We start from the raw sequence: 21,274 nt of genomic DNA, 5'->3' as shown, positions 1-21,274 counted from the left end.
CTCCCGCCAAATGGGCTGCTAGCTTGGTCAACGCGGCGCAGTTTCGGCACGGTGCTCGCGGAAAAATGCCCGAAGGATGAAGATGATCGTCGCGCCGGCGCCTGGTGCCCGAGAATCTCTGCCGCCGCCCCTGCCGGCTCATCAGCCTAACGACCAACGTCCTGGATGGCGAAGACATCAAGGCACTGCAGCGCTTTTCGCCGCTCCTGAGAAACGGCAAATTTGATCTCAGCACTCTAGCGCTTGGCCGTCCCTGGCTCCGCCATCTTCCGATGCTGCTTCGCCAATAATCCGGCTGGCGTAATACTCGCGATGGCCGACTGCAACTTGTTCTTCAGGCCGGTAACGATATCGCCTTCACCCTTCATCATCGCATCGAAGCCGGCCCTGGCAACCTCAGCCGCGTCGTCCTTCTTCGCCGTTCCGACGCTGGTATCCATCATGTCGGCGCGGCGGAAGAACTCCGTTTCGGTCGCGCCGGGCATCAGGCACGTCACCGTGATGTGGGTGTCGCGCAGCTCTTCACGGAGAGCAAAGGAGAGTGAATCCAGGAACGCCTTAGAGGCGTTATAGACGGCCTGAAAGCTGCCGGGCGTGAAGCCGGCGATCGAGCCCGTGATGAGGATGCGGCCGAAATCGCGCTGGCGCATTTCGTTGCCGATCCGATGGAGCAGATACACCGTCCCGGTGATGTTGGTGTCGATGACGCGGCGGATGGCGTTGAAATCCTGATCCAGGAACGCGCGGCCGAGACCGACGCCGGCGTTCGCCAGCAGAGCATCGACGGGACGGCCTTGCGTGGCGGCGCAGAGGCGATCGACGCCCTCAATTGTCGAGAGATCCGTCAGCACTGCGTCCACCTGCCCACCAAGGCCGCGCAGCTCTGAAGCTGCCGTTTCGATCGCGTTCTCGTCGGCGGCGATCAGGAGATCAAAGCCCGCCTGAGCACAGCATCGGGCAAGTTCCAGGCCGATGCCGGTGGAGGCGCCGGTGACAATGGCGAATTGACGGGGAGTGGGCATGAGCGATCCTCGACCAGGTGCGTTGCCCGCTCAAATCGCCGCCGCGCCGGCTTGTTCCTATCGGTCCGCATAGGCAGCGCGCGCAATACGTCTCCAGCATTTAGCAACCATCCTCGTCCGTTCGACTTGGCTTTCATCATTCGAGCCGGAGGCGGAGATGAAGGCGCTGGTTTGGCATGGCAAGGAAGACATTCGCTGCGACGAGGTCACTGATCCGCGGATCGAGGATCCGCGCGACGCCATCATCAGGGTCACGAGTTGCGCGATTTGCGGCTCGGACCTTCACCTGTTCCACAACTTCATCCCCGGCATGCTGCCCGGCGACATTATGGGTCATGAGACGATGGGTGAAGTCGTCGAGACCGGCGACGGGATGAATGGCAAGCTGAAGAAGGGTGACCGCATCGTGGTGCCCTTCACCATCATCTGCGGCCAATGCGAGCAGTGCAAACGCGGCAATTTCTCGGTGTGCGAGACCACCAACCGCAAGCGCCATCTCGCCGAGAAGGTGTTCGGCCATACCACGGCAGGATTGTTCGGCTACACGCACCTGACCGGCGGCTATCCGGGCGGCCAGGCGGAATATCTTCGCGTCCCCTTCGCCGACACAACGCACATCAAGGTTCCCGATGGTCTGTCAGACGAACAGCTGCTGTTTCTCAGCGACATCTTCCCGACCGGCTGGCAGGCCGCCGCGCAATGCGATATCGAGCCGACCGACACGGTCGCGATCTGGGGTTGCGGTCCGGTCGGACAGATGGCGATCCGCAGTGCCATCCTGCTTGGTGCCAACCAGGTGATTGCCATCGATTGCGTGCCCGAGCGGCTCAGCATGGCCGAGGCCGGCGGCGCGACCATCATCGATTTCAAGACGGAGAGCGTGATGGAGCGTTTGCAGGAACTGACCGACGGCCGCGGTCCAGAGAAATGCATCGACGCCACGGGGACGGAATCCCATGTGATGCCGTCGCAGCCGGACACGATACTCGATCGCGCCAAGCAGATGCTGATGCTGGAAAGCGATCGTCCGCATGTGCTGCGTGAGATGATCTATCTGTGTCGACCCGGCGGCGTGATCTCGATCCCGGGCGTCTACAGCGGTTTCTCCGACAAGATTCCAATGGGCGCACTAATGAACAAAGGCCTCACCGTCCGCACCGGCCAGACCCATGTCAACCGCTGGACCGACGATCTGCTGCGCCGCATCGCTGACGGCGAGATCGACCCGTCCTTCGTCATCACCCATACCGTCGACCTCGAACGCGGGCCCGAGATGTACAGGCTGTTCCGTGACAAGCAGGACAGTTGCGTCAAGGTCGTGCTGAAGCCCTGAACCGAAAGCGAGAGCGGACACCATGTACTATGTTGCCAACATCATGCGATCCGAAGGTGATCCGAAGATCGTGCGCAGCGGACCGCGCCAGGTTCCTCCGGCGGACCGTCTGGCGCGCTCGCTCGGCTGGTTCAGCATCGGGCTTGGCGCCCTCGAGCTGCTTGCTCCTCGCCGCATCACGCGGACGCTCGGCATGCAGGGGGACGAAACTCTGGTGCGCGCGTTCGGGCTGCGGGAGATCTTCAGCGGGATCATGTCGCTGTCGGTCGACCGCAATGCGGGCCTGTGGAGCCGCGTTGCTGGCGATGGGCTCGACGCGGCGGCATTGATGTCGGCGATGAGACGGGACAACCCAAAGAAGCACAATGTCGCGCTCGCTTTGCTGATGGTCGGCGGTATTGCCCTGCTCGACTATCGCGGTGCGCAGGAGACGGCGCAACGGCCGCAGAACGGGCGCCGCCGGCTGTATCCGGATCGCAGCGGCTTCCCGAAGGGCTTGGCAGCCGCCAAGGCTGCGGCGCAAAGAGTCCTGTCGCACGCCAAGGCCGGCGCATCCTGACGTCGGGGCACCCAAGCCAAGGCAGTATGGGCAGATGGCCGAACTGGCCGAGGCAGATCGAACGATGGTGACTGCCAGCTGCAAGTCGCGCTGGCTGGCCGCGGTGCAGCTCGGCCTGATCAGCAGCAGCTTCTCCACCATCGTCAGCCAACTGGCCGCAGCGCGGATCGGCCGCGACGCCGGCGTAGACTGGATGACAGTCGCCGCGGTCCCCGCGCGCGACTGGATGATCGGCATGGAACCGTCATGGGGTGCGATCCTCGCTGGTATCGCATTCCACCAATGGGCCGACTTGTCCTGGGCCGTCGTGTTCTTTGGCCTGCTCGGCCGTTGGACCGCATACCTGACGCCGATACAGATCCTGCTCGCGGCACTGCCATGGGCAGTCCTGTCCTCTGCGATGGAATGGTTCGTGCTGGTCCCGCTATTCCCATTCTTCCAACCGCTGTTCACGCTGCAGCAGCCCTATTGGATCGGCCTGCTCGTTCACGCCTCTTCGGCTATAATGTATCCGCTGTTCGCCTGGCTGTGGTGGCCGGCGAGTGACGTGCCGGCCCGCGATGCGCGATTCGCCCGCGGCTACGCTACAGCAGCTGTCATTGCCATTATCGGGCTTTCCGCTGCGGCGCTCGCCAGCGCGGCGGGCCACGAGCTTCCGTGGGCCGGCGGCGATCTGGATACGGATCAACTCTACATCCGTCACATGACGACGCATCATGCACAGGGGATCGAGGTTGCACGTCTCGGTGCCGAGCGCGCCCGCGATCCCCATCTTCGCGCCTTGGCGAGACTGATGGTCGCAAGCCAGGCCGGTGAGAACCGCATCTTCGAGCGCTGGTGGCAAAGCTGGTTCGAGACCTCGATGCCGGACTGCACGGATGAGGAGCGCAGCCGAATGCCGGGCTTTCTGACGGCCCTACAGCTGCGGGAGGTGCGCGACGCCTCATCTGACGCGTTCGACGGGGTGTTCGTGCGGCTAATGACGCTCCACCATAAGGGTGCCGTCAAAATGGCCGATCAGGAATGGCGCGGCCGCGGTGACCTGAGGCTCCGGATCATGGCGCACGCCATCCGGCACGAGCAGCAGGGCGAGATCGCCCTGATGCAAGGCGCGAGCGGAGCGCCCGCGGTCGCTAACGCTTTCCGCAACATGTTTGCCGACAATGTTAACTAGCTACAGGGCAGCGAGACACAGCCGATCCGCCACAGGACGCAATCATCGGCGACTGTGATCACTTCATCGAGAGGGCAATATCGTTCGAGCGGGCCTGCACGAGGCGCCGCCGGCAACGGAACGAGACGTAGGATCAATATCAATCAACACTCGTTACCGGCATGTCATAAGTTAATGATGCATCCCTCGGCACTGACTAGAGTGCTGCGGTGACCCACTCCGGGCGGCGCTATGCAAGCAGGATTCCCGTTCTCGAGATTTGCCAATCGTTTGGCGACGCTGGGCGAGCTATCGTCCGACCATCTGGACCTCCTGGCGAGGATGCCGAGCAGTATCAGCCACTGCAGCTCTCGCCATCATCTCCTGCGGAGAGGAGAGTTGTCCACGCATTGTCATTTATTGTTGCAGGGGTATCTCTGCTGGCAGGATCCCGACGGTCGCGACGGCAGGATCATCTCGATTCACGTGCCCGGCGATGTTCCAGACCTCTCCACGATTTATGATCCCAGGATAGATTATGATCTGGTGACCGTCGGTCCCGCTGTCGTCGCGTCGGTTCCTCGTGACTTCTTCCGGGAGTTGGCTGAGCAGTCGCCGTCCCTCGAGCATGCGCTTCTGCTGCTTATCCTGGCCGACGCCGCGAGCTCTCGAAATTGGATTCTGAATGTGAGCAGTCGGGATGCGCTCGAACGTGTGGCGCATTTGCTATGCGAAATAGCTACACGGTTGCGCGCCGTGGGTTTGGCAAAGGACTTCAGAATTCCGTCACCCTTCACCCAATCCGAGCTGGCGGCCGCCTGCAGCATGTCGGCTGTTCATGCCAACCGGACCATCCAGGAACTCCGGCGCAGCAATCTGCTGGAATGGCATTCGAAGACCATCACGATCACGAACTGGTATGGACTGGTTCGTCTGGCGGGGTTCAAACCGGCCTACCTGCGATTGCCCTCGCGCGACGATATCGAGGCGCCGAGGCCGTCGACTACGCGATCCGGCGACGCGGCCACACTCGCCCCGTTGCGCTGATCGAGCGCATTGCGCACTTCTTCGATCACGGACGTCCAATCGCCCGGCCTGCTCTGACGAAACAAACGCGCGGTCGGGTACCATATCGAACGCTCGCCGTGCGCGGGCCAGCGCCAGTCGCAGTCGGCGTGCAGAAGAACCCACACCTCGAGCCCTAGCGCACCCGCAAGATGCGCGAGCATCGTGTCGACGCAGACGACCAGATCCAGTTGAGCTATCCGCCGGGCCAGCAGGCAAATATCCGCCGTGCTGATATCCCGCGCGCCGATCGATTCCGCCATCGCGGCTCCCGGCCCGAGCTGCAGCGAATACAGCACGGTGCTAGAACCGCTCAGGCGTCGCAGCGCGGCGACCGGGATTTCGCGCCGCTTGTCCCAGGCGCCCACTTCCCAAACCAAGCCTACAGCCACCCGGCCGCTTCTGCTCCGCTGAAATTCCGCTCCGCCCGGCGGCAGGCTGAGATAAGGCCGTTGCAACGCGATCTGGCCTTGGCGCGCCCTGATCGCGTGCGGCACCTCCATGATCTCGATATCGACATCGAATTCGACATCGGGTACGCCATCGTGAAGCGGGATGGCACGATCGATGCCTTCGGCAGTAGCCAAAAGTGGAAGCAATGCCGGCTGGCACCAAACCGTGACTTCACGCGCGACTGCGCGCAACGCCGGCATGAAGCGGATGAATTGAATGGTGTCGCCGAGGCCATGATAGCAACGAACCAGGACATGCCGGCCGCCCAGCTCTTCGCCGCGCCAGATCCGCTGCATGTGCCGTGGTCCGCTGTGCTTGTCGACGCCGGACCGCCGCAATCGCGCTAAATCGCGATCGTTGATCCTCCATGCTCGCTCGAACTCGCCCGCGCGCATGGCATCGATCCAATCCTGTCCGGCCTTCTCGGCGGAAGATGGATCGAATGGCACAGCGGCACGATCGCTCATTTGGCGCCGGAGCGCCGGACGAACTTGTGGAACCGGCTGGTCTTCCCATCCTTGGTGCGGTCCTGATACAGGAAAGCAAGTTCGGACTCATCGAATTTGCGGAAGAACTCATCCCAGCCGATCCGGTCGAGTGCATCGTCCGGTGGATCGAAGTCGATCCGCAAGATTCCGGCATGGCCGTCTTGCTCGGTGGCTTCCACAGTTGCCGGCTTGCCGTTCCGGGACTCGGCCCAATTCCGGATTGCGTTATGGTCGGTGGTGGTGTGGGCTTCCGCCTCGCCGGCCTTGGTGTGGCTTTGCGTCATCATCGTATCTCGCGCGTTGTCTGGATCCGATCAGGCATCCGAGCAATGTCGGGCCTTAGGGCGCAAACGCTGTTCGGCCGCATTGGTTCTTAGCCAGCGATCGTTGACCACGAGCATCTTCTTCATCTTCTTCCAGGAAGAACATCGTTCCTTCAAACTGAAGCCGTGCACTATCCTGAGTTAAGCAATCTCGAAATATCCGGCACGAATCGCGACATTGGCGGCTCCCACGAGATCCATTCAGGAACGAACATACCCTACGGCACGTTCGCCGACGTACTTACGTCAGAGCACACATGCCGGAGGACCACAGCAGATGCATTCACGCCTTCAGGACCGGCGGCGCGTCCGCGTCGGCATCGTTGGAGTCGGCAACTGCGCGAGCTCGCTCGTGCAGGGGCTCGCGTATTACCGCAGCGCCAAGTCGAATGAACCGGTGCCCGGCCTGATGAATGCAAACGTCGGCGGGTATCACATTAGCGACATCGAAATCAGCTCCGCCTTCGACGTCAACACCAACAAGGTCGGTCGCGATGTCGCCGACGCGATCGGGGCCGCACCAAACAACACCCACCGCTTCTGCGACGTCGAACGGACCGGCGTGATCGTGCAGAAAGGCCCGCTCCTCGATGGAGTCGGCCGCTATCTCGAAAGCGATATCCCCGTTGACGACACGCCGCCGGTCGATGTCGTCGATGTCCTGATGAAATCGCGGACCGATGTGCTGGTGTCGTATCTGCCGGTCGGCTCGCAGCGCGCCGGTGAGTGGTATGCCGAGCAGGCAATCGGCGCGGGCTGCGGATTCGTCAATTGCATTCCCGTGTTTATTGCGTCCGATCCATCCTGGAGGCATCGTTTCGAGGAGGCTGGCCTCCCATTGATCGGCGACGATATCAAGAGCCAGGTCGGCGCCACCATCGTCCATCGCGTCCTTGCCAATCTGTTTCGCGAACGCGGCGTCCGGCTCGATCGGACGTACCAGCTGAATGTCGGCGGCAATACCGACTTCAAGAATATGTTGGAGCGCGATCGTCTCGCATCCAAGAAGATCTCGAAGACGCAGGCGGTCACCAGTCAATTCGACGTACCAATGGACCCCGACAATGTTCATGTCGGCCCCAGCGATCACGTTCCGTGGCTGACCGACCGCAAGCTCGCCTTCATCCGCCTGGAGGGAACGACCTTCGGCGGAGTTCCGCTATCGGCCGAAGTCAAGCTCGAGGTCTGGGATTCACCGAACTCCGCGGGAGTCGTGATTGATGCCGTCCGCTGCGCCAAGCTCGCGATCGACCGCGGGATCGGCGGCGCCCTGACCGGCCCGTCGAGCTATTTCATGAAATCACCTCCACAACAGTTCACCGACGACGAGGCCCGTCGGCGCACCCGCGCCTTCATCGACGACGGACTTAACTGATGGCAAGAACCATTCACCTGATCCGGCATGGCCATCACCCGCAGCTTGGGCAGTTTCTCTGCGGCAGGATGGCGGGCGTATCGCTCGACACATCGGGACGTCGGCAGATGGCGCACTGTGCCGAACTGTTGGATCCACGACCGGATGTCATCCGATCAAGCCCGCAACTTCGTACCCGGCAATCTGCCAGTATTCTGGGGCGCATGCTTGGCTTGCCGGTGCAGATCGCCTCCGAGATCGACGAAATCGACTATGGTGAATGGACCGGCCGGCGGTTTGCGGATCTTCAGACGGATCCGGCCTGGTCGCGATGGAATGCACAACGCGGCAGTAGCCGCCCGCCGGGCGGCGAGAGCATGAGCGCGCTGCAAAGGCGAGTGATCGCATATCTTGAACGATTGCATCGCGATCCCACCGCGACGACCATCGCTCTGATCAGTCACGCCGAGCCAATCCGGGCGGCGTTGCTTCACTACAAGGGCCTATCGCTAGACGAATTTCTCTCCATCGAGGTCGGTCCGGCCAGCATTCACACGTTATGGCTCGACGAAGCCGGCGTTCAAGTCACCTGCAGCAACGATGAGGTGGCAGCGTGAAGATCGTGATCTTCGGCCTGACGATCTCGTCGTCATGGGGCAACGGTCATGCCACGCTGTGGCGCGGTTTGTGCAAGCATCTCGCCCGCCTTGGTCACAGCGTCGTGTTCTATGAACGCGATGTGCCCTACTACGCGGCAACCCGGGACATGTTCGAGCTCCCCGGCGGCCGCCTCCAGCTGTACTTGTCCTGGTCTGACATCGAGGATCGCGCGCGTGCTGATGTGGCGGATGCCGACGCCGCGATCGTCACCTCCTATTGTCCTGATGCCATCGCGGCGACCGACCTGATACTCCAAGGCGGGCACGCGCTTCCTGTCTTTTATGATCTGGACACCCCAATCACCATGGCCAAGCTCAAGGCAGGCCAGCCTGTTTCCTACATCGGGGCGTCCGGCCTGCGGGATTTCAAGCTCGTGCTGAGCTTCACCGGCGGCCCGCAGATATCGGGTGAATTCCGACAAAGATTGGGGGCTCAAAAGGTTCGCCCGCTTTACGGTCACGTTGACGGCGACGTGCATCACCCAGCCGCTCCTCAACCGCACTATCGCGCGGCCCTGTCGTATCTCGGGACGTATTCCGAGGATCGTCAACGGGCGCTCGAGGATTTGTTCGTCGCTCCCGCCCGCAAGAGACAGGATTTGCGCTTCCTGATCGGCGGCGCGCAGTATCCCGACAGTTTCCCATGGTCGCCGAATGTCTTCTTCGTTCGTCATCTTCCCCCAGCGGAGCACCCGCCATTCTTTGCATCCTCGCGCCTCACGCTCAACGTCACGCGCTTTGCGATGAGGGAGATGGGCTGGTGTCCGTCCGGGCGGCTGTTTGAAGCTGCGGCTTGCGGCGTGCCCCTCATCAGCGACGCCTGGGCCGGCATCGACGAATTTCTGACGCCGGGCGACGAAATGTTGCTGGGACATGGCACCGAGGACGTGCTCGCAGCGCTCGACATGAATGATTCCGAGTTGCAGCGCATGGCGCGGCGCGCCCGCGAACGCGTCCTGACCCAACACTCATCGGAGCGGCGCGCACGCGAGCTGGTCGTTTTGCTGGAGCAGGCCGCGCGACGCGACATCGACCAATCCATGACGGTGGAGGCCTGACATGTGGGGCATCGTGCCGGCCGCTGGCCGTGGCAGCCGTATCCAGCCGCTGGCGTTTTCCAAGGAACTGTTGCCGGTCGGTAGCCGACATGACAACGGAGCGGATCGTCCCTGCGCAGTGGCGGAATATCTGGTTGAACGGCTGATCCTTGGCGGCGCCGACAAGATCTGCTTCGTCATCTCGCCGGGGAAATCCGATATCCTCGAATATTTTGGCGATCACTACCACACTGCTCAGCTCGCCTACGTGGTCCAGCCGGATGCATCCGGGCTATGTGACGCCGTCTTCCGGGCGAGCACCGTCGTCGGGGATCATGAAAATGTCCTGGTGGGCCTGCCGGACACGATATGGTTCCCCAAGACTGCCCTGCGTGAACTGCCCGAAGTCGATCTCTCGTTCCTTCTGTTCCCGGTCGAACACCCCGAGTTCTTCGATGCGGTGATGCTCGAAGGCGAGCAGGTGCAGGAAATCCAGGTCAAGCGGCCCGATGCAACGACCAACTGGATATGGGGAGCCTTCCGAATGTCGGCGGCAGGCTTTCGCGACCTGCGGCAATTGTGGGCGCTGCGCGATCGTCGCGACGAGTATTTCGGGACGTTGGTGAACGCCTACATCGCGGCCGGCGGCCGCGGCGTCGGGGTGAAAGCTGGCGATGCCTATGTCGACGTCGGCACTGTCAATGGCTACCGCACGGCGATGGCGCTGCTTTCTGACGGTGCCATCGAAGCCGCTGGGCATGGCCGGCCACCTTTTCATCCTTAGGCACCAACAGACGAGGAAACGCATGACGAGTGCCACGCTCTCCAGAGACGAAATTCGACAGCGGGTCGATGCACTTGGACCGTGGTTTCACAATCTCGACCTCAACGGGATCAGCACCGCTCCGTCGCATTTCCTCGGAGACTATCCGCGTGTGAAGTGGCGTCGGTTCGCAGAGGTCATCCCCGACAATCTCGAGGGCAAGACCGTTCTCGACATCGGCTGCAATGCAGGATTCTACGCGCTGGAAATGAAGCGCCGCGGCGCCGCCCGCGTGCTCGGACTCGATACCGACGAGGAATACCTGGCGCAGGCGCGGTTTGCCGCCGAGGTGACCGGCCTCGATATCGAATTCCGCAGGCTCTCGGCATACGATATCGGACAGCTCCGCGAGAGGTTCGACCTGGTTATCTTCATGGGGGTGCTGTATCACCTGCGCCATCCTCTGCTCGCGCTCGACCTGATCCATGAGCACGTCGCGGCCGACCTGCTGCTGTTCCAGTCCATGCAGCGTGGCGACAGCGGGGTCGACCACATCGACAATGATTACGATTTCTGGACCACCGACCAGTTCGATTCGCCCGGCTATCCCAAGCTGCACTTCATTGAGCATAAATATGCCGAAGACCCGACCAACTGGTGGGTGCCGAACCGCGCCTGCGTGGAGGCCATGCTGCGAAGTTCCGGCTTTTCGATCATCGCTCATCCCGAAGATGAGGTCTATCTGTGCAAGCGGCTGGCACAGCGCGAGGCCGCAAAATCCACCCTTCCAGTTGAGATTGCCGCACGATGATCGAAGCAGCCAAGATTTGGAACGAGCCGAACAACAAGTCGCATTGGGACATCCTGCTCGATCCGGATTGGGCGAGATTTGCAGAGCTGGCCATCGCTGCAGGCAAGGCCATTCGCAGCGCGCATCCCACGCTGCCGCGGGTTCTCGGCGGAATGTCCCCAATCGATCCCGGCTTCATGCGCACCATGCAGGCGCACGGTGTGCTGGATCACGTCGACGCGGTGGCGGTGCACGGCTTCCCACTGGACTGGAATCTCTGGCAGATCGATCAGTGGCCGAGCAAGCTCGCCGAAATTCAGGCTGAAGTCGCGCTTCCCGTCTGGGTGACGGAGGTCGGCGTATCGTCGTTCGGCGCCGAACAGGTTCAGGCATGGGGCCTTGAACGCACCGCCGAACTCCTGATCGGCCGCGCGCCGCGCATTCACTGGTACAGCCTCTACGACCTGCCCTCGACCTGGGAAGCGACCACCCGGCACAGGGAAGCGGAGGGCTCCTCCTACTACAGGCATTTCCACATGGGCCTGCTGCGCGAGGATGGATCGCCCAAGCAGGCTCTCGAGCTCTATGGGCGATGCGCGCCCTCCATGGGCCTGTGTCAGTGGTTTCACTACGAGGACCACCGGCTGCAGGATGCAGCAGATTGGATGCGTCGGCTCGGCGTGAGGCATCTGCGGACCGGTCTGTCGTGGGCCGACAGCTTCCGCCCTGATGCGCTCGCCTGGTTCGATCGCCAGATGGACGCGCTCGCCGAATTCGACGTAACGCTGACATTCTGCTTCACGCCAGAACATCGCGGCATCGCACCGCACCACACGAGCCCTCCCTTGGATGCGAACGAATTCGCCGATTTCTGCGCTCAAATGATCGAGCGCTACTGCGTGCGAACCGGCGCGGTACCGTCGCCGGCCTTCCTTGAACCGGAAAGCAAGCCTTTATGCGCGCTTTGATCCTAGTGATGGATTCGGTCGGCATCGGCGGCGGCCCCGACGCGGAGCTCTATGGTGATCGCGGAGCCGATACGGTCGGCCACATCGCAGAAGCGTGCGCCCGTGGTGCGGCCGATAACGGGCGCCGCAAAGGTCCGCTCGCAATCCCGCACCTCGTCGCCTTGGGGCTTGGTGAGGCCTGCCGCCTTGCCACGGGCCGTGTTCCGCCGGCCCTCGGCGGCCCGGTCCACTCGCAAGCCGTGTTCGGTTGCGCCAGCGAGCTTTCGAAAGGCAAGGACACCCCCTCAGGGCACTGGGAGATCGCCGGTGTGCCGGTCCCATTCGAGTGGGGCTACTTCCCGAAAACTACACCATGCTTCCCGAATGACCTCGTCGAGCGGCTCTGCGGCGAAACCGGAATTCACGGCATCATCGGGAACTGTCACGCCTCCGGCACGGCGATCATCAGCGAGCTTGGTGAACGCCACATGCGGAGCGGGGAGCCGATCTGCTACACTTCTGCCGACAGCGTATTCCAAATTGCCGCCCATGAACGAACATTTGGGCTGGAACGGCTCTACTCCGTGTGCGCAGTTGCCCGCCGCCTGGTCGACCCGCTCAATATCGGCCGCGTCATCGCCCGCCCCTTCATCGGTTCGGCAGCTACGAACTTCAGGCGAACCGGACACCGTCGCGATTTCTCCGTCCCGCCTCCCGGGCAGACGATCCTCGACTATGCCGCCGATGACGGCCGCGATATCGTTTCGATCGGCAAGATCGACGACATTTTTTCGCATCGCGGCACCGGCCGCAACAGGCGCGGCGACGGCAACGATGCACTGTTCGACTGCACCCTGGATGCGATCGACGAGCTCGCAGACGGCGGGCTGCTGTTCGCAAATTTCATCGATTTCGACACTCTCTACGGCCATCGGCGTGATATCGCCGGATATGCGGCCGCGCTCGAGCAGTTCGACCGTCGCGTCCCCGAATTGCTATCGCGCCTGCAGGCGGACGACCTGCTGATTATAACTGCCGATCACGGCTGTGATCCCACCTGGAGCGGAACAGACCATACGCGCGAACAGGTGCCAATCCTCGTACGCGTGAGGGACCGAGCCGGAGCCATCGGCAAGCGAAACGGCTTCTCGGACATCGCGGCGACCGTTGCACGCCATCTCGTCCTGCCCGTTGGGACGCAAGGCACGCCGTTCTAGTCCGCGCGCCACTGCACTTCACCCAGGTTATTGATCCAGGTTAGACGAATTATCGTTTGTACATTTCGCAGGAACGAACATTCCTCCGCCGGCGTCTTTCTTCCAAATGTGATTGGCGCGCGGTCGATCGACCATCTTCGTAGCGCGCTTCCACTCTCATCTCGGCCAGGCACCGGTCTGGCCGTATCTCGCACGGAGAGGAGCGGCGCATGACTCGTGTTTTGATTACCGGCGGTGCAGGGTTTATCGGTTCGCATGCTGCCGACGCGCTCCTTGCCGCGGGCTACGAGGTGCGGTTGCTAGACAATCTATCGCCGCAAGTCCATGGACCGGACGGCGAACGCCCATCCTACCTGAACAAGGACGCGGACCTCATGGTCGGCGACATCACGGATGAGCTGGCCATTGAGCGCGCGCTGCGCGGCGTGGACAAGGTGCTGCATCTGGCCTCGTCGGTGGGAGTCGGTCAGAGCATGTACGACATCGCTTCCTATGTCAGAACCAACGAGCTCGGTACGGCGCAATTGCTTCAGGCCCTGTCGCGCCACCGCGTGGAGCGCCTGGTCGTCGCCTCCTCAATGAGCGTATACGGCGAAGGATTATATCGAGGCCTCGATCATGGCGCAGATGGCGCCGGCGACCGTTCAATCGATCAGCTCCGCGACGGCGACTGGGAGCTGCGAGACGGCTCGGGCCGGATCTTGGATCCGGTGCCAACTCCCGAATCCAAGCCACCGTGCCTCAGCTCGATCTATGCGCTGAACAAATATGCTCAGGAACGGATGTGCCTGATCACCGGAAAGGCTTACGGCATTCCGACCGTCGCGCTCCGCTTCTTCAACGTGTTTGGCCCGCGCCAGGCTCTGTCCAATCCCTATACGGGGGTTCTAGCAATCTTCGCCGCGAGACTGCTGAACAACAGGCCGCCGTTGGTGTTCGAGGACGGCCTGCAACGCCGCGACTTCGTCCACGTCAGCGACGTGGCACGAGCCTGCCATCTTGCGCTGGAATCGAGCCACGCATCCGAGGTCTTCAACGTCGGCTCAGGTCAGAGCCGAACTATCCTGTCCGTGGCACAGAGCCTCGCCGAGGTCATGGGGCGAACTGACATCGCGCCCGAGATTACCGGAAAGTATCGCGTCGGCGATATCCGTCATTGCTTCGCCGATATCGGCAAGGCCGCTGCCGGGCTGCGTTTCGCACCGAATGTCGCGTTCGAGGACGGCCTTGACGAACTCGCCGGCTACCTTGCCGACCAGATCGCCGACGACCACGCCGAGCGGGCTGCCGAGGAACTGTCACGCCGAGGTCTGGTGGCATGATGGACGCAGGACAGAACAGACCCGTGTTGGTGACCGGCGGCTGCGGCTTTATCGGCTGCAACCTTGCCGACCGCCTTGCGGCGCGCGGCGACTCCGTCACCGTCTTCGATAGTCTCGCCCGCACGGGCGTTCGCGAAAACGCGCATTGGCTCAAGTCGAGACATGGTGGACGGGTCGAGATCGTCGTCGCCGATATTCGCGATCCCATTCCCGTCATCGATGCCGTTCGGGATGCGAGCGCCGTGCTACATCTGGCGGCGCAGGTAGCCGTTACCGACAGCCTGTCCGATCCTGCAGCCGATTTCGAGACCAACGCGCGCGGGACCCTCAACGTGCTCGAGGCCGTCCGCCTGCACAATCCGGCGGCGCCCGTCCTGTTCGCCTCGACGAACAAGGTCTACGGCCGGTTGGGCGAAGAGACCGGCGTTACCCGCGCGGACAGGCGCTACGTGCCGATCGCCGACGGCCTTGCTCGAGGCATCTCTGAGGACATGCCGCTCGACTTTTATAGTCCGTATGGCTGCTCCAAGGGCACGGCCGATCAGTATGTCCATGACTATGCCCGGGTGTTCGGGTTGCAGACTGTCGTGATGCGAATGAGCTGCATTTACGGGCCTCGGCAGTTCGGCACCGAAGATCAGGGCTGGATCGCACATTTCCTCAGGAGCGCGATCGAGAACCGAGCCCTGACAATCTACGGCGACGGATATCAGGTGCGCGACGCCCTGCATGTCAACGATGCTGCCGAGGCCTGGCTGTCGGCGCTCGACCGGATCGCGCTCACCCGTGGCCGTGTGTTCAACCTCGGTGGCGGCTCCTCGAATGCGGTGAGCCTGCTCGAGCTGATCGATGAGATCACGCGCCTAACCGGCCGTGAGGTGCGATACGGGCTTGCCGACTGGCGGCCCGGCGACCAGCCCTGGTACGTCACAGATACCAGCGCGCTCGCCGGGTTGTTGGACTGGACGCCAAAAGTCCCGCTGCGCGAGGGCCTGCAGTCGCTGCATGCCTGGCTCGACGGCCGGTTCGGGCCATCTGTCGTACACAAGGGAGCCTCGGCATGACCCGTGTCGCTCTGATCAATCCGAACTGGAACTTCGACGGCAGCATTTATTTCGGGTGCCGCCAGCCTCACTTGCCGATCGAGTTCGGCGTCTCGGCACACTATCTGCGCGAAGCCGGACATCCGACGCTGCTGCTCGACGCGCACATGTTCGACCTTTCTCACGACGACATCGAGGCCGAGCTCCGCGGTTTCAAGCCTGATCTGATCGCGGTCACCACCGCGCCGACGTATCTGTTCTGGCGCTGTGCGCCACCTGAGTTGCGCATCCCGCAGGAGCTCCTGCTCTCACTGTTCGGTCTGGCGCCAACGCTGGTCGCTGTTGGTCCGCACGGATCGACGACACCGAGCACGGCGCTGCGCAAGCTCGGCGTCGATTTCGTGGTGATGGGCGAATGCGAGCTGGCCTTGTTGCGCCTGGCCAATGGCGAGCGCGATTTTGCCGGGCTCTGCTTCCGCGATGGCAGGACGGTTCGGGTCAACGGTGGACCGCAGGCCGTGCCCTTCAAGGACCAACCCGCGCTGCGATGGCCGGCCGAGACGGTCCGGCGCCACCACCACCATCATCACCGCTTCGAGGCGGAGCCGACCGGACCCGGTGCCGAAGTCGAAGCCTCGCGAGGTTGCCCCTACAACTGCACGTTCTGCGCCAAGGAGAATTTCCGCAACGCCTATCGCCGGCGTCCAGCAGCGGCAATTCTCGAGGAGATCGACGGTCTGCGGAGGCACAACGTCGAGTATCTCTACTTCATCGACGAGATTTTCCTGCCGAACGCCGAACTCCTCCATGGGCTGAGCGCCCGCCGCATCAAATTCGGCATCCAGACCCGAATCGACCTCTGGAAGCCCGACATGCTGGCGCTGCTCGGCCGCGCCGGTTGCGTATCGATCGAAGCTGGCGTGGAGAGCCTGACACCGGAAGGCCGCGAGGCGCTGGCCAAGAACTGCAAGATGACGACGGACGAGCTGGCGGCCCGGCTGGTCGAGGCGCGCAGGCACGTTCCGTTCGTTCAGGCCAATCTGATCGAGATGCCTGAAGACGATGATCCGGTCGTGCAGCGCTGGCGGTGCCAGATGCAGGATGCCGGCGTCTGGGCCAACGATCCCGTCCCGATCTATCCTTATCCGGGCTCGCCGGACTACCGGAAGCTTTGGGGCGAGCCGGACGACTTCGCCTGGGAGCGGGCGCACCAGCATTATCTCGCGATGTTCGATCAGTTCAGCGACGTCCAGGACGAGCGTCCAATCCCGCTCGCCGCACTTGAGCTGCAGGTTGCGCCATGACCCGGACTTCGCGCCTCACGGTCATGATGACAACCGACGCCGTCGGGGGTGTCTGGAGCTTTTCGTGCACGCTTGCCACGGCATTGGTCAGCATGGGCGCGGATGTCCATCTCGTCACGATGGGACCGCCTCCGAGCGCCGAGCAGCGCGGCATGTTGCGCGATTTTCGTATCCAGCTGATCGAGACCGATCTCGCCCTGGAGTGGCAAGACCCGGGCGGAACCGACGTGCCAAATGCCAGACGGGTTCTTGCCGGCCTCGAATCGCGGATCCGTCCCGACGTCATTCATCTCAACAGCTTCCGCGAAGCGTCGTTCGGTTGGATGGCGCCAGTGATCGTGGTCGCGCATTCCTGCGTGAATTCGTGGGCGCGCGCATGTAACGACACGGCTTGGCTCAACGATCCGGCGTGGCAACACTACACCAGGGCAACCCGGGAAGGCCTCAATGCGGCAAACAACTGGGTAAGCCCCAGCCGAGAATTTCAGCATGCCATCCACGATCTCCACCACCCGAGCGCGCCGGGCGTCGTGATCTGGAACGGTACATTGCCTGTTTCGCTGCCCACGTCGAAACGTGCCTTTCTGCTGGCTGCAGGCCGGCTGTGGGACCGTGCCAAGAACCTCTCCGCCATTGCCGAGCTCGCGCGTGGGTTGGAATGGCCTGTACTGATGGCCGGCCCAACCTCAGAGCACGTCCCGCCCGGCCCGGTCTGGCTCGGGTCACTCGATCATGACGCGCTGCAGGTCCGCATGAGGCAAGCCGCAATCTTCGTCAGCATGGCGCTCTATGAGCCGTTTGGCCTTGCAGTGCTCGAAGCGGCGTCTGCCGGTTGCGCGCTGGTTCTATCGGACATTCCGACATTTCGCGAACTGTGGGACGACGCTGCCCTGTTCGTCGATCCAGCGGACAAGCGTGAGCTCAATCGCACGATTCGCGGGCTCTGCGCCGACTATGATCGGCGCGTACAGCTTCAGCACGCCGCACAGGAGCGGTCGCGGCGCTACTCGTTGACGCAAATGGCCAGTGCCTATCACGATCTCTACGCCACCCTGCCGACGGCTCGCACTCCCCAACTGCCCGCGCCTGCTCTGGAGATGACGGCATGAAATGCGTCTTGTTCTATCATGCGTTCACCTCGTGCTGGAACAATGGCAATGCCCATTTTCTCCGGGGCATCGCGCGCGAGCTCGATGCCCTCGGGCATGACGTCGTCGTCTACGAACCGGCCGATGGCTGGAGCCGGCTCAACGCGCTCCGCGATGGAGGCGAACAGGCGTTTCAGGAAGTCACCGCCCTGCTGCCCGGAATCGATATCAGGCAATACCAACCCGGCTTCGATTTCGAAGCCGCGCTTGACGACGCCGGCTTGGTCATCGTCCACGAGTGGAATCCCCCTGAGCTCGTCAAGGCGATCGGTCGACATCGCGTCCTATCAGGCGAATACACGCTGCTGTTTCACGATACCCATCACCGCGCGATCACTGCCCCCCAGGAACTCGCCCGCTTCGACCTCTCCGGCTTCGATGGCGTGCTCGCCTTCGGCGAGGTGCTGCGGGAGATATACCTCAAACTCGGCTGGGCGAATCGCGCTTTCACCTGGCACGAGGCCGCGGACACCAGCCTTTATCGACCGATGCCGCACATCTGGCGACGGAACGACGTGGTCTGGATCGGAAACTGGGGCGATGGCGAGCGGGCAGCCGAGCTCATCGAATTCCTGATTGCTCCGGTGTCACAACTCGGATTGCACGGTGAAATTCACGGCGTGCGCTATTCGAGCGCAGCATTGCGCGTGATCGAGGCCGCCGGGATCGACTATTGTGGCTGGTTGCCGGCCCATCGGGCACCCGCGGCGTTCGCCGCCGCACGCGCAACGGTCCATGTACCACGCGGTCCCTACGTGCAGGCGCTCCCGGGGATACCGACCATCCGAATGTTCGAGGCACTGGCCTGCGGCATTCCAATTGTGTCGGCGCCGTGGAGCGACGTCGAGAACCTGTTTCCGGAAGGCACTTACCTGAGAGCGGCCGACGGCGATCAGATGCAGACGGCCCTCAATCGGCTTCGGCGCGATCCGGAGCTTGCAAGCGCAACGGCGAAGGCCGGCCTTGATGCGATTGCCGAACGGCATACGTGTCGCCATCGCGTCCTTCAGCTGCTCGACATTGTCGATCATGTCCGCGGGTCTCGGCGGCAAACGGCGCGACCGCGGCAGGAAGGAGCGCTCGCATGAAGATCTGCTTCTTCGGCTCCAGCCTGGTCTCCTCCTATTGGAATGGCGCCGCCACCTACTACCGTGGCATGCTCAAGGAGCTCGCAGCTCTCGGCCATGATATTGCTTTTTTCGAGCCCGACGCTTTCCAGCGTCAGCAGCATCGCGATATTGCCGATCCACCCTGGGCCAAGGTTGTGGTCTATCCGCCGACGTCCGACGGATGGCAGCGTTCGCTGGAGACTGCCGCTCAATCCGCCGACATCCTGGTCAAGGCGAGCGGCGTCGGCCTCTTCGATGAGGAACTGGAGAATGCCGCCGTCGAGATCCCGTCGCGCGCCCTCCGCATCTACTGGGATGTCGACGCACCGGCGACCCTCGATGCGATGTCGCAGCAACCGCGCCATCATCTGCGCAGGGTGATCTCACGCTACGACCTTGTTCTCACCTATGGCGGCGGTGACCCCGTTGTGGCCGCCTACCGCTCCGCGGGTGCGCGCGATTGCGTTCCGATCTACAACGCGCTGGACACATCGACGCATTTCCCCGCGCCGGCGTCTCCGAGGTTTGCCTGCGATCTCGGCCTGCTGGCGAACCGCTTGCCAGACCGTGAGCAGCGCATCGACAGCTTCTTCCTCGAGGTGGCGCGCACCATGCCGTCACGGCAGTTCGTGCTCGGCGGATCGGGCTGGGACAGCAAGGACACGCCCGCCAATGTCCGCTGCGTCGGTCACGTCGGCACGGGCGATCACAACGCATTCTTCGGCTCCGGCCTCGCAACGCTGAACGTCAATCGCGAGAGCATGGCGCGCTACGGCTTTTCGCCGCCGACGCGCGTTTTCGAAGCCGCAGGCGCCGGGGCATGCCTGATTACCGACGACTGGGAGGGCATCGACGCCTTCCTGGAGCCTGGCCGCGAGGTGCTGGTTGCATCGAGCGGCGCTGCGGTGGCCGAGCATCTGGATGCGCTGACACACGAAATGGCGCGCACGATCGCCTCACGCGCAAGAGCCAGGATCCTTGCGCATCACACCTATCGGCAACGTGCACGGCAGTTCAACACCCTGTTCGCGGAAAGAGCGACGAGAATCGAGGCAGCGGAATGACTCTCAGCATTGTCGTCATCGGACTATCGGTCACCTCTTCCTGGGGTAACGGTCACGCGACCACCTACCGCGCCCTGATCGAAGCCTTGGCGCAGCGCGACCATCGCGTGACTTTCCTGGAAAGGGACATGCCGTGGTACCGCGAAAATCGCGACCTCGCCAAGCCATCGATCTGGTCGGTGGAGCTCTACCAATCACTGCCGGACCTCGCGCTCCGGTTCGGCAAGCTCGTCAGCGCCGCCGACGTCGTGATCGTCGGATCATACGTTCCAGATGGCGTCGCAGTCGCCGATTGGGTGACCACCAACGCACGAGGCATAACGGCCTTCTACGATATTGACACGCCTGTCACACTCGCAGGCCTCGATCGAGGCTTGCCATATCTTTCCGCGGCGCTCATTCCGCGATTTGATCTTTATCTGTCGTTCGCGGGCGGACCCGTGCCAAAGGTCGTCGAGACAGAATATGGCAGCCCTCTCGCACGTGTGCTCCATTGCAGCGCCGACATCGGCCTCTACAAGGGCCAGCAAGGAGAACCCAAATGGGAAATGGGTTATCTCGGAACTTACAGCCATGACCGTCAGCCATCGGTCGAGCGATTCTTGGTCGCTCCTGCTCATACCATGCCGAAGTCGCAGTTCGTCGTCGCCGGCTCGCAATATCCCGAGATGACGTGGCCGGAAAATGTCACACGGATCGATCATCTGGCTCCCTCCCGGCACCCGGCTTTCTACTCCGAGCAACGCTTCACACTAAACGTCACGCGGGCGGATATGCGCGCGCTCGGCTTTTCGCCCAGCGTACGGCTGTTCGAGGCGGCCGCTTGCGGAACGCCGATCATCTCGGACCGCTGGCCGGGGATCGAGACGATCCTGGAGCCACAGACCGAAGTATTGCTCGTCGACGACAGTCGCGACGTTATTGAGATCCTGCGCGACATGCCGGACGACCGTCGCCGATCGATCGGCGCAAGAGCGCGCCGGCGCATTCTGGCCGAGCACACGCCCACGCATCGGGCATGCCAGCTCGAATCCTATGTCCAGGAGGCGATTGCGCAGCGTCGGCCGAGACAGGTCGATCGGCCAGCCGCGCGTACCCGACAAGCCGCAGAGATCTAAGGA

General features: G+C 62.7%; 21 protein-coding genes. 18 read left to right on the top strand and 3 right to left on the bottom strand.

The window, feature by feature from the left end:
* Window positions 1-236: 236 nt before the first annotated feature.
* Complete coding sequence (locus tag J6500_RS25570; protein WP_225715462.1) at window positions 237-1,022, bottom strand: SDR family NAD(P)-dependent oxidoreductase; 786 nt, start codon at window positions 1,020-1,022, stop codon at window positions 237-239.
* Between the two features lie 157 nt (window positions 1,023-1,179).
* Between J6500_RS25570 and J6500_RS25565 the strand changes: the two genes are divergently transcribed.
* The 4 genes from J6500_RS25565 (at window position 1,180) to J6500_RS25550 (ending at window position 5,114) form a co-directional block, all read left to right on the top strand.
* The gene (locus J6500_RS25565; protein WP_225715461.1) at window positions 1,180-2,355 is read left to right on the top strand and encodes a zinc-dependent alcohol dehydrogenase; all 1,176 of its coding nucleotides are present in this window, start codon (window positions 1,180-1,182) and stop codon (window positions 2,353-2,355) included.
* A gap of 22 nt (window positions 2,356-2,377) precedes the next feature.
* Window positions 2,378-2,914: a hypothetical protein gene (locus tag J6500_RS25560; RefSeq protein WP_225715460.1), complete on the top strand. Its 537-nt coding sequence runs from the start codon at window positions 2,378-2,380 to the stop codon at window positions 2,912-2,914.
* Window positions 2,915-2,948: 34 nt separating this feature from the next.
* Window positions 2,949-4,088 carry a DUF305 domain-containing protein gene (locus J6500_RS25555; RefSeq protein WP_225715459.1) on the top strand — a complete coding sequence of 380 codons (1,140 nt, stop codon included), beginning with the start codon at window positions 2,949-2,951 and terminating at the stop codon, window positions 4,086-4,088.
* A 231-nt stretch (window positions 4,089-4,319) separates the two neighbouring features.
* On the top strand, window positions 4,320-5,114 hold the full coding sequence (locus tag J6500_RS25550) for a Crp/Fnr family transcriptional regulator (RefSeq protein ID WP_225715458.1): 795 nt from the start codon (window positions 4,320-4,322) through the stop codon (window positions 5,112-5,114).
* On the opposite strand, the gene J6500_RS25545 is transcribed toward J6500_RS25550, so the two are convergent.
* Entirely contained in the window at window positions 5,021-6,052 is a 1,032-nt protein-coding gene (locus J6500_RS25545) for a glycosyltransferase family protein (protein WP_225715457.1), read from the bottom strand. The genes J6500_RS25550 and J6500_RS25545 overlap by 94 nt on opposite strands.
* Entirely contained in the window at window positions 6,049-6,360 is a 312-nt protein-coding gene (locus tag J6500_RS25540) for a hypothetical protein (RefSeq protein ID WP_376707858.1), read from the bottom strand. The genes J6500_RS25545 and J6500_RS25540 overlap by 4 nt, the downstream gene beginning before the upstream one ends.
* Window positions 6,361-6,673: 313 nt before the next feature.
* On the opposite strand from J6500_RS25540, the gene J6500_RS25535 reads away from it, so the two are divergent.
* The 14 genes from J6500_RS25535 (at window position 6,674) to J6500_RS25470 (ending at window position 21,271) form a co-directional block, all read left to right on the top strand.
* Window positions 6,674-7,771, top strand: coding sequence for an inositol-3-phosphate synthase (locus J6500_RS25535; protein ID WP_225715497.1), 1,098 nt, complete (start codon window positions 6,674-6,676; stop codon window positions 7,769-7,771).
* Window positions 7,771-8,367, top strand: coding sequence for a histidine phosphatase family protein (locus J6500_RS25530; protein WP_225715456.1), 597 nt, complete (start codon window positions 7,771-7,773; stop codon window positions 8,365-8,367). The genes J6500_RS25535 and J6500_RS25530 overlap by 1 nt, the downstream gene beginning before the upstream one ends.
* Window positions 8,364-9,467 carry a CgeB family protein gene (locus J6500_RS25525; RefSeq protein ID WP_225715455.1) on the top strand — a complete coding sequence of 368 codons (1,104 nt, stop codon included), beginning with the start codon at window positions 8,364-8,366 and terminating at the stop codon, window positions 9,465-9,467. The genes J6500_RS25530 and J6500_RS25525 overlap by 4 nt, the downstream gene beginning before the upstream one ends.
* Before the next feature lies 1 nt (window position 9,468).
* Window positions 9,469-10,230 carry a sugar phosphate nucleotidyltransferase gene (locus tag J6500_RS25520; protein WP_225715454.1) on the top strand — a complete coding sequence of 254 codons (762 nt, stop codon included), beginning with the start codon at window positions 9,469-9,471 and terminating at the stop codon, window positions 10,228-10,230.
* Between the two features lie 22 nt (window positions 10,231-10,252).
* Window positions 10,253-11,020 (top strand): TIGR04290 family methyltransferase, encoded by a 768-nt coding sequence (locus J6500_RS25515; RefSeq protein WP_225715453.1) that lies wholly within the window; start codon window positions 10,253-10,255, stop codon window positions 11,018-11,020.
* Window positions 11,017-11,967, top strand: a complete 951-nt coding sequence (locus J6500_RS25510) for a glycoside hydrolase 5 family protein (protein WP_225715452.1) — start codon at window positions 11,017-11,019, stop codon at window positions 11,965-11,967. Before J6500_RS25515 ends, J6500_RS25510 begins: the two co-directional genes overlap by 4 nt.
* Entirely contained in the window at window positions 11,955-13,163 is a 1,209-nt protein-coding gene (locus tag J6500_RS25505; RefSeq protein ID WP_225715451.1) for a phosphopentomutase, read from the top strand. The genes J6500_RS25510 and J6500_RS25505 overlap by 13 nt, the downstream gene beginning before the upstream one ends.
* Window positions 13,164-13,372: 209 nt before the next feature.
* Window positions 13,373-14,485, top strand: coding sequence for an NAD-dependent epimerase/dehydratase family protein (locus tag J6500_RS25500; RefSeq protein ID WP_225715450.1), 1,113 nt, complete (start codon window positions 13,373-13,375; stop codon window positions 14,483-14,485).
* Entirely contained in the window at window positions 14,482-15,549 is a 1,068-nt protein-coding gene (locus tag J6500_RS25495) for an NAD-dependent epimerase/dehydratase family protein (protein ID WP_225715449.1), read from the top strand. Before J6500_RS25500 ends, J6500_RS25495 begins: the two co-directional genes overlap by 4 nt.
* Entirely contained in the window at window positions 15,546-16,832 is a 1,287-nt protein-coding gene (locus J6500_RS25490) for a TIGR04295 family B12-binding domain-containing radical SAM protein (protein ID WP_225715448.1), read from the top strand. The genes J6500_RS25495 and J6500_RS25490 overlap by 4 nt, the downstream gene beginning before the upstream one ends.
* Window positions 16,829-17,941 carry a glycosyltransferase family 4 protein gene (locus J6500_RS25485; protein ID WP_225715447.1) on the top strand — a complete coding sequence of 371 codons (1,113 nt, stop codon included), beginning with the start codon at window positions 16,829-16,831 and terminating at the stop codon, window positions 17,939-17,941. The genes J6500_RS25490 and J6500_RS25485 overlap by 4 nt, the downstream gene beginning before the upstream one ends.
* A complete protein-coding gene (locus J6500_RS25480; protein WP_225715446.1) occupies window positions 17,938-19,068 on the top strand; it encodes a CgeB family protein in 1,131 nt (376 codons plus the stop codon). Before J6500_RS25485 ends, J6500_RS25480 begins: the two co-directional genes overlap by 4 nt.
* The gene (locus J6500_RS25475; protein ID WP_225715445.1) at window positions 19,065-20,153 is read left to right on the top strand and encodes a CgeB family protein; all 1,089 of its coding nucleotides are present in this window, start codon (window positions 19,065-19,067) and stop codon (window positions 20,151-20,153) included. Before J6500_RS25480 ends, J6500_RS25475 begins: the two co-directional genes overlap by 4 nt.
* Window positions 20,150-21,271 (top strand): CgeB family protein, encoded by a 1,122-nt coding sequence (locus tag J6500_RS25470; protein WP_225715444.1) that lies wholly within the window; start codon window positions 20,150-20,152, stop codon window positions 21,269-21,271. Before J6500_RS25475 ends, J6500_RS25470 begins: the two co-directional genes overlap by 4 nt.
* Window positions 21,272-21,274 lie beyond the last annotated feature (3 nt).

The organism is Bradyrhizobium semiaridum (assembly GCF_020329505.1).
GTDB classification, from domain to species: domain Bacteria; phylum Pseudomonadota; class Alphaproteobacteria; order Rhizobiales; family Xanthobacteraceae; genus Bradyrhizobium; species Bradyrhizobium semiaridum.
The sequence above is the reverse complement of the archived record's forward strand: the minus strand, read 5'-3'. Positions and strand labels throughout refer to the sequence as shown.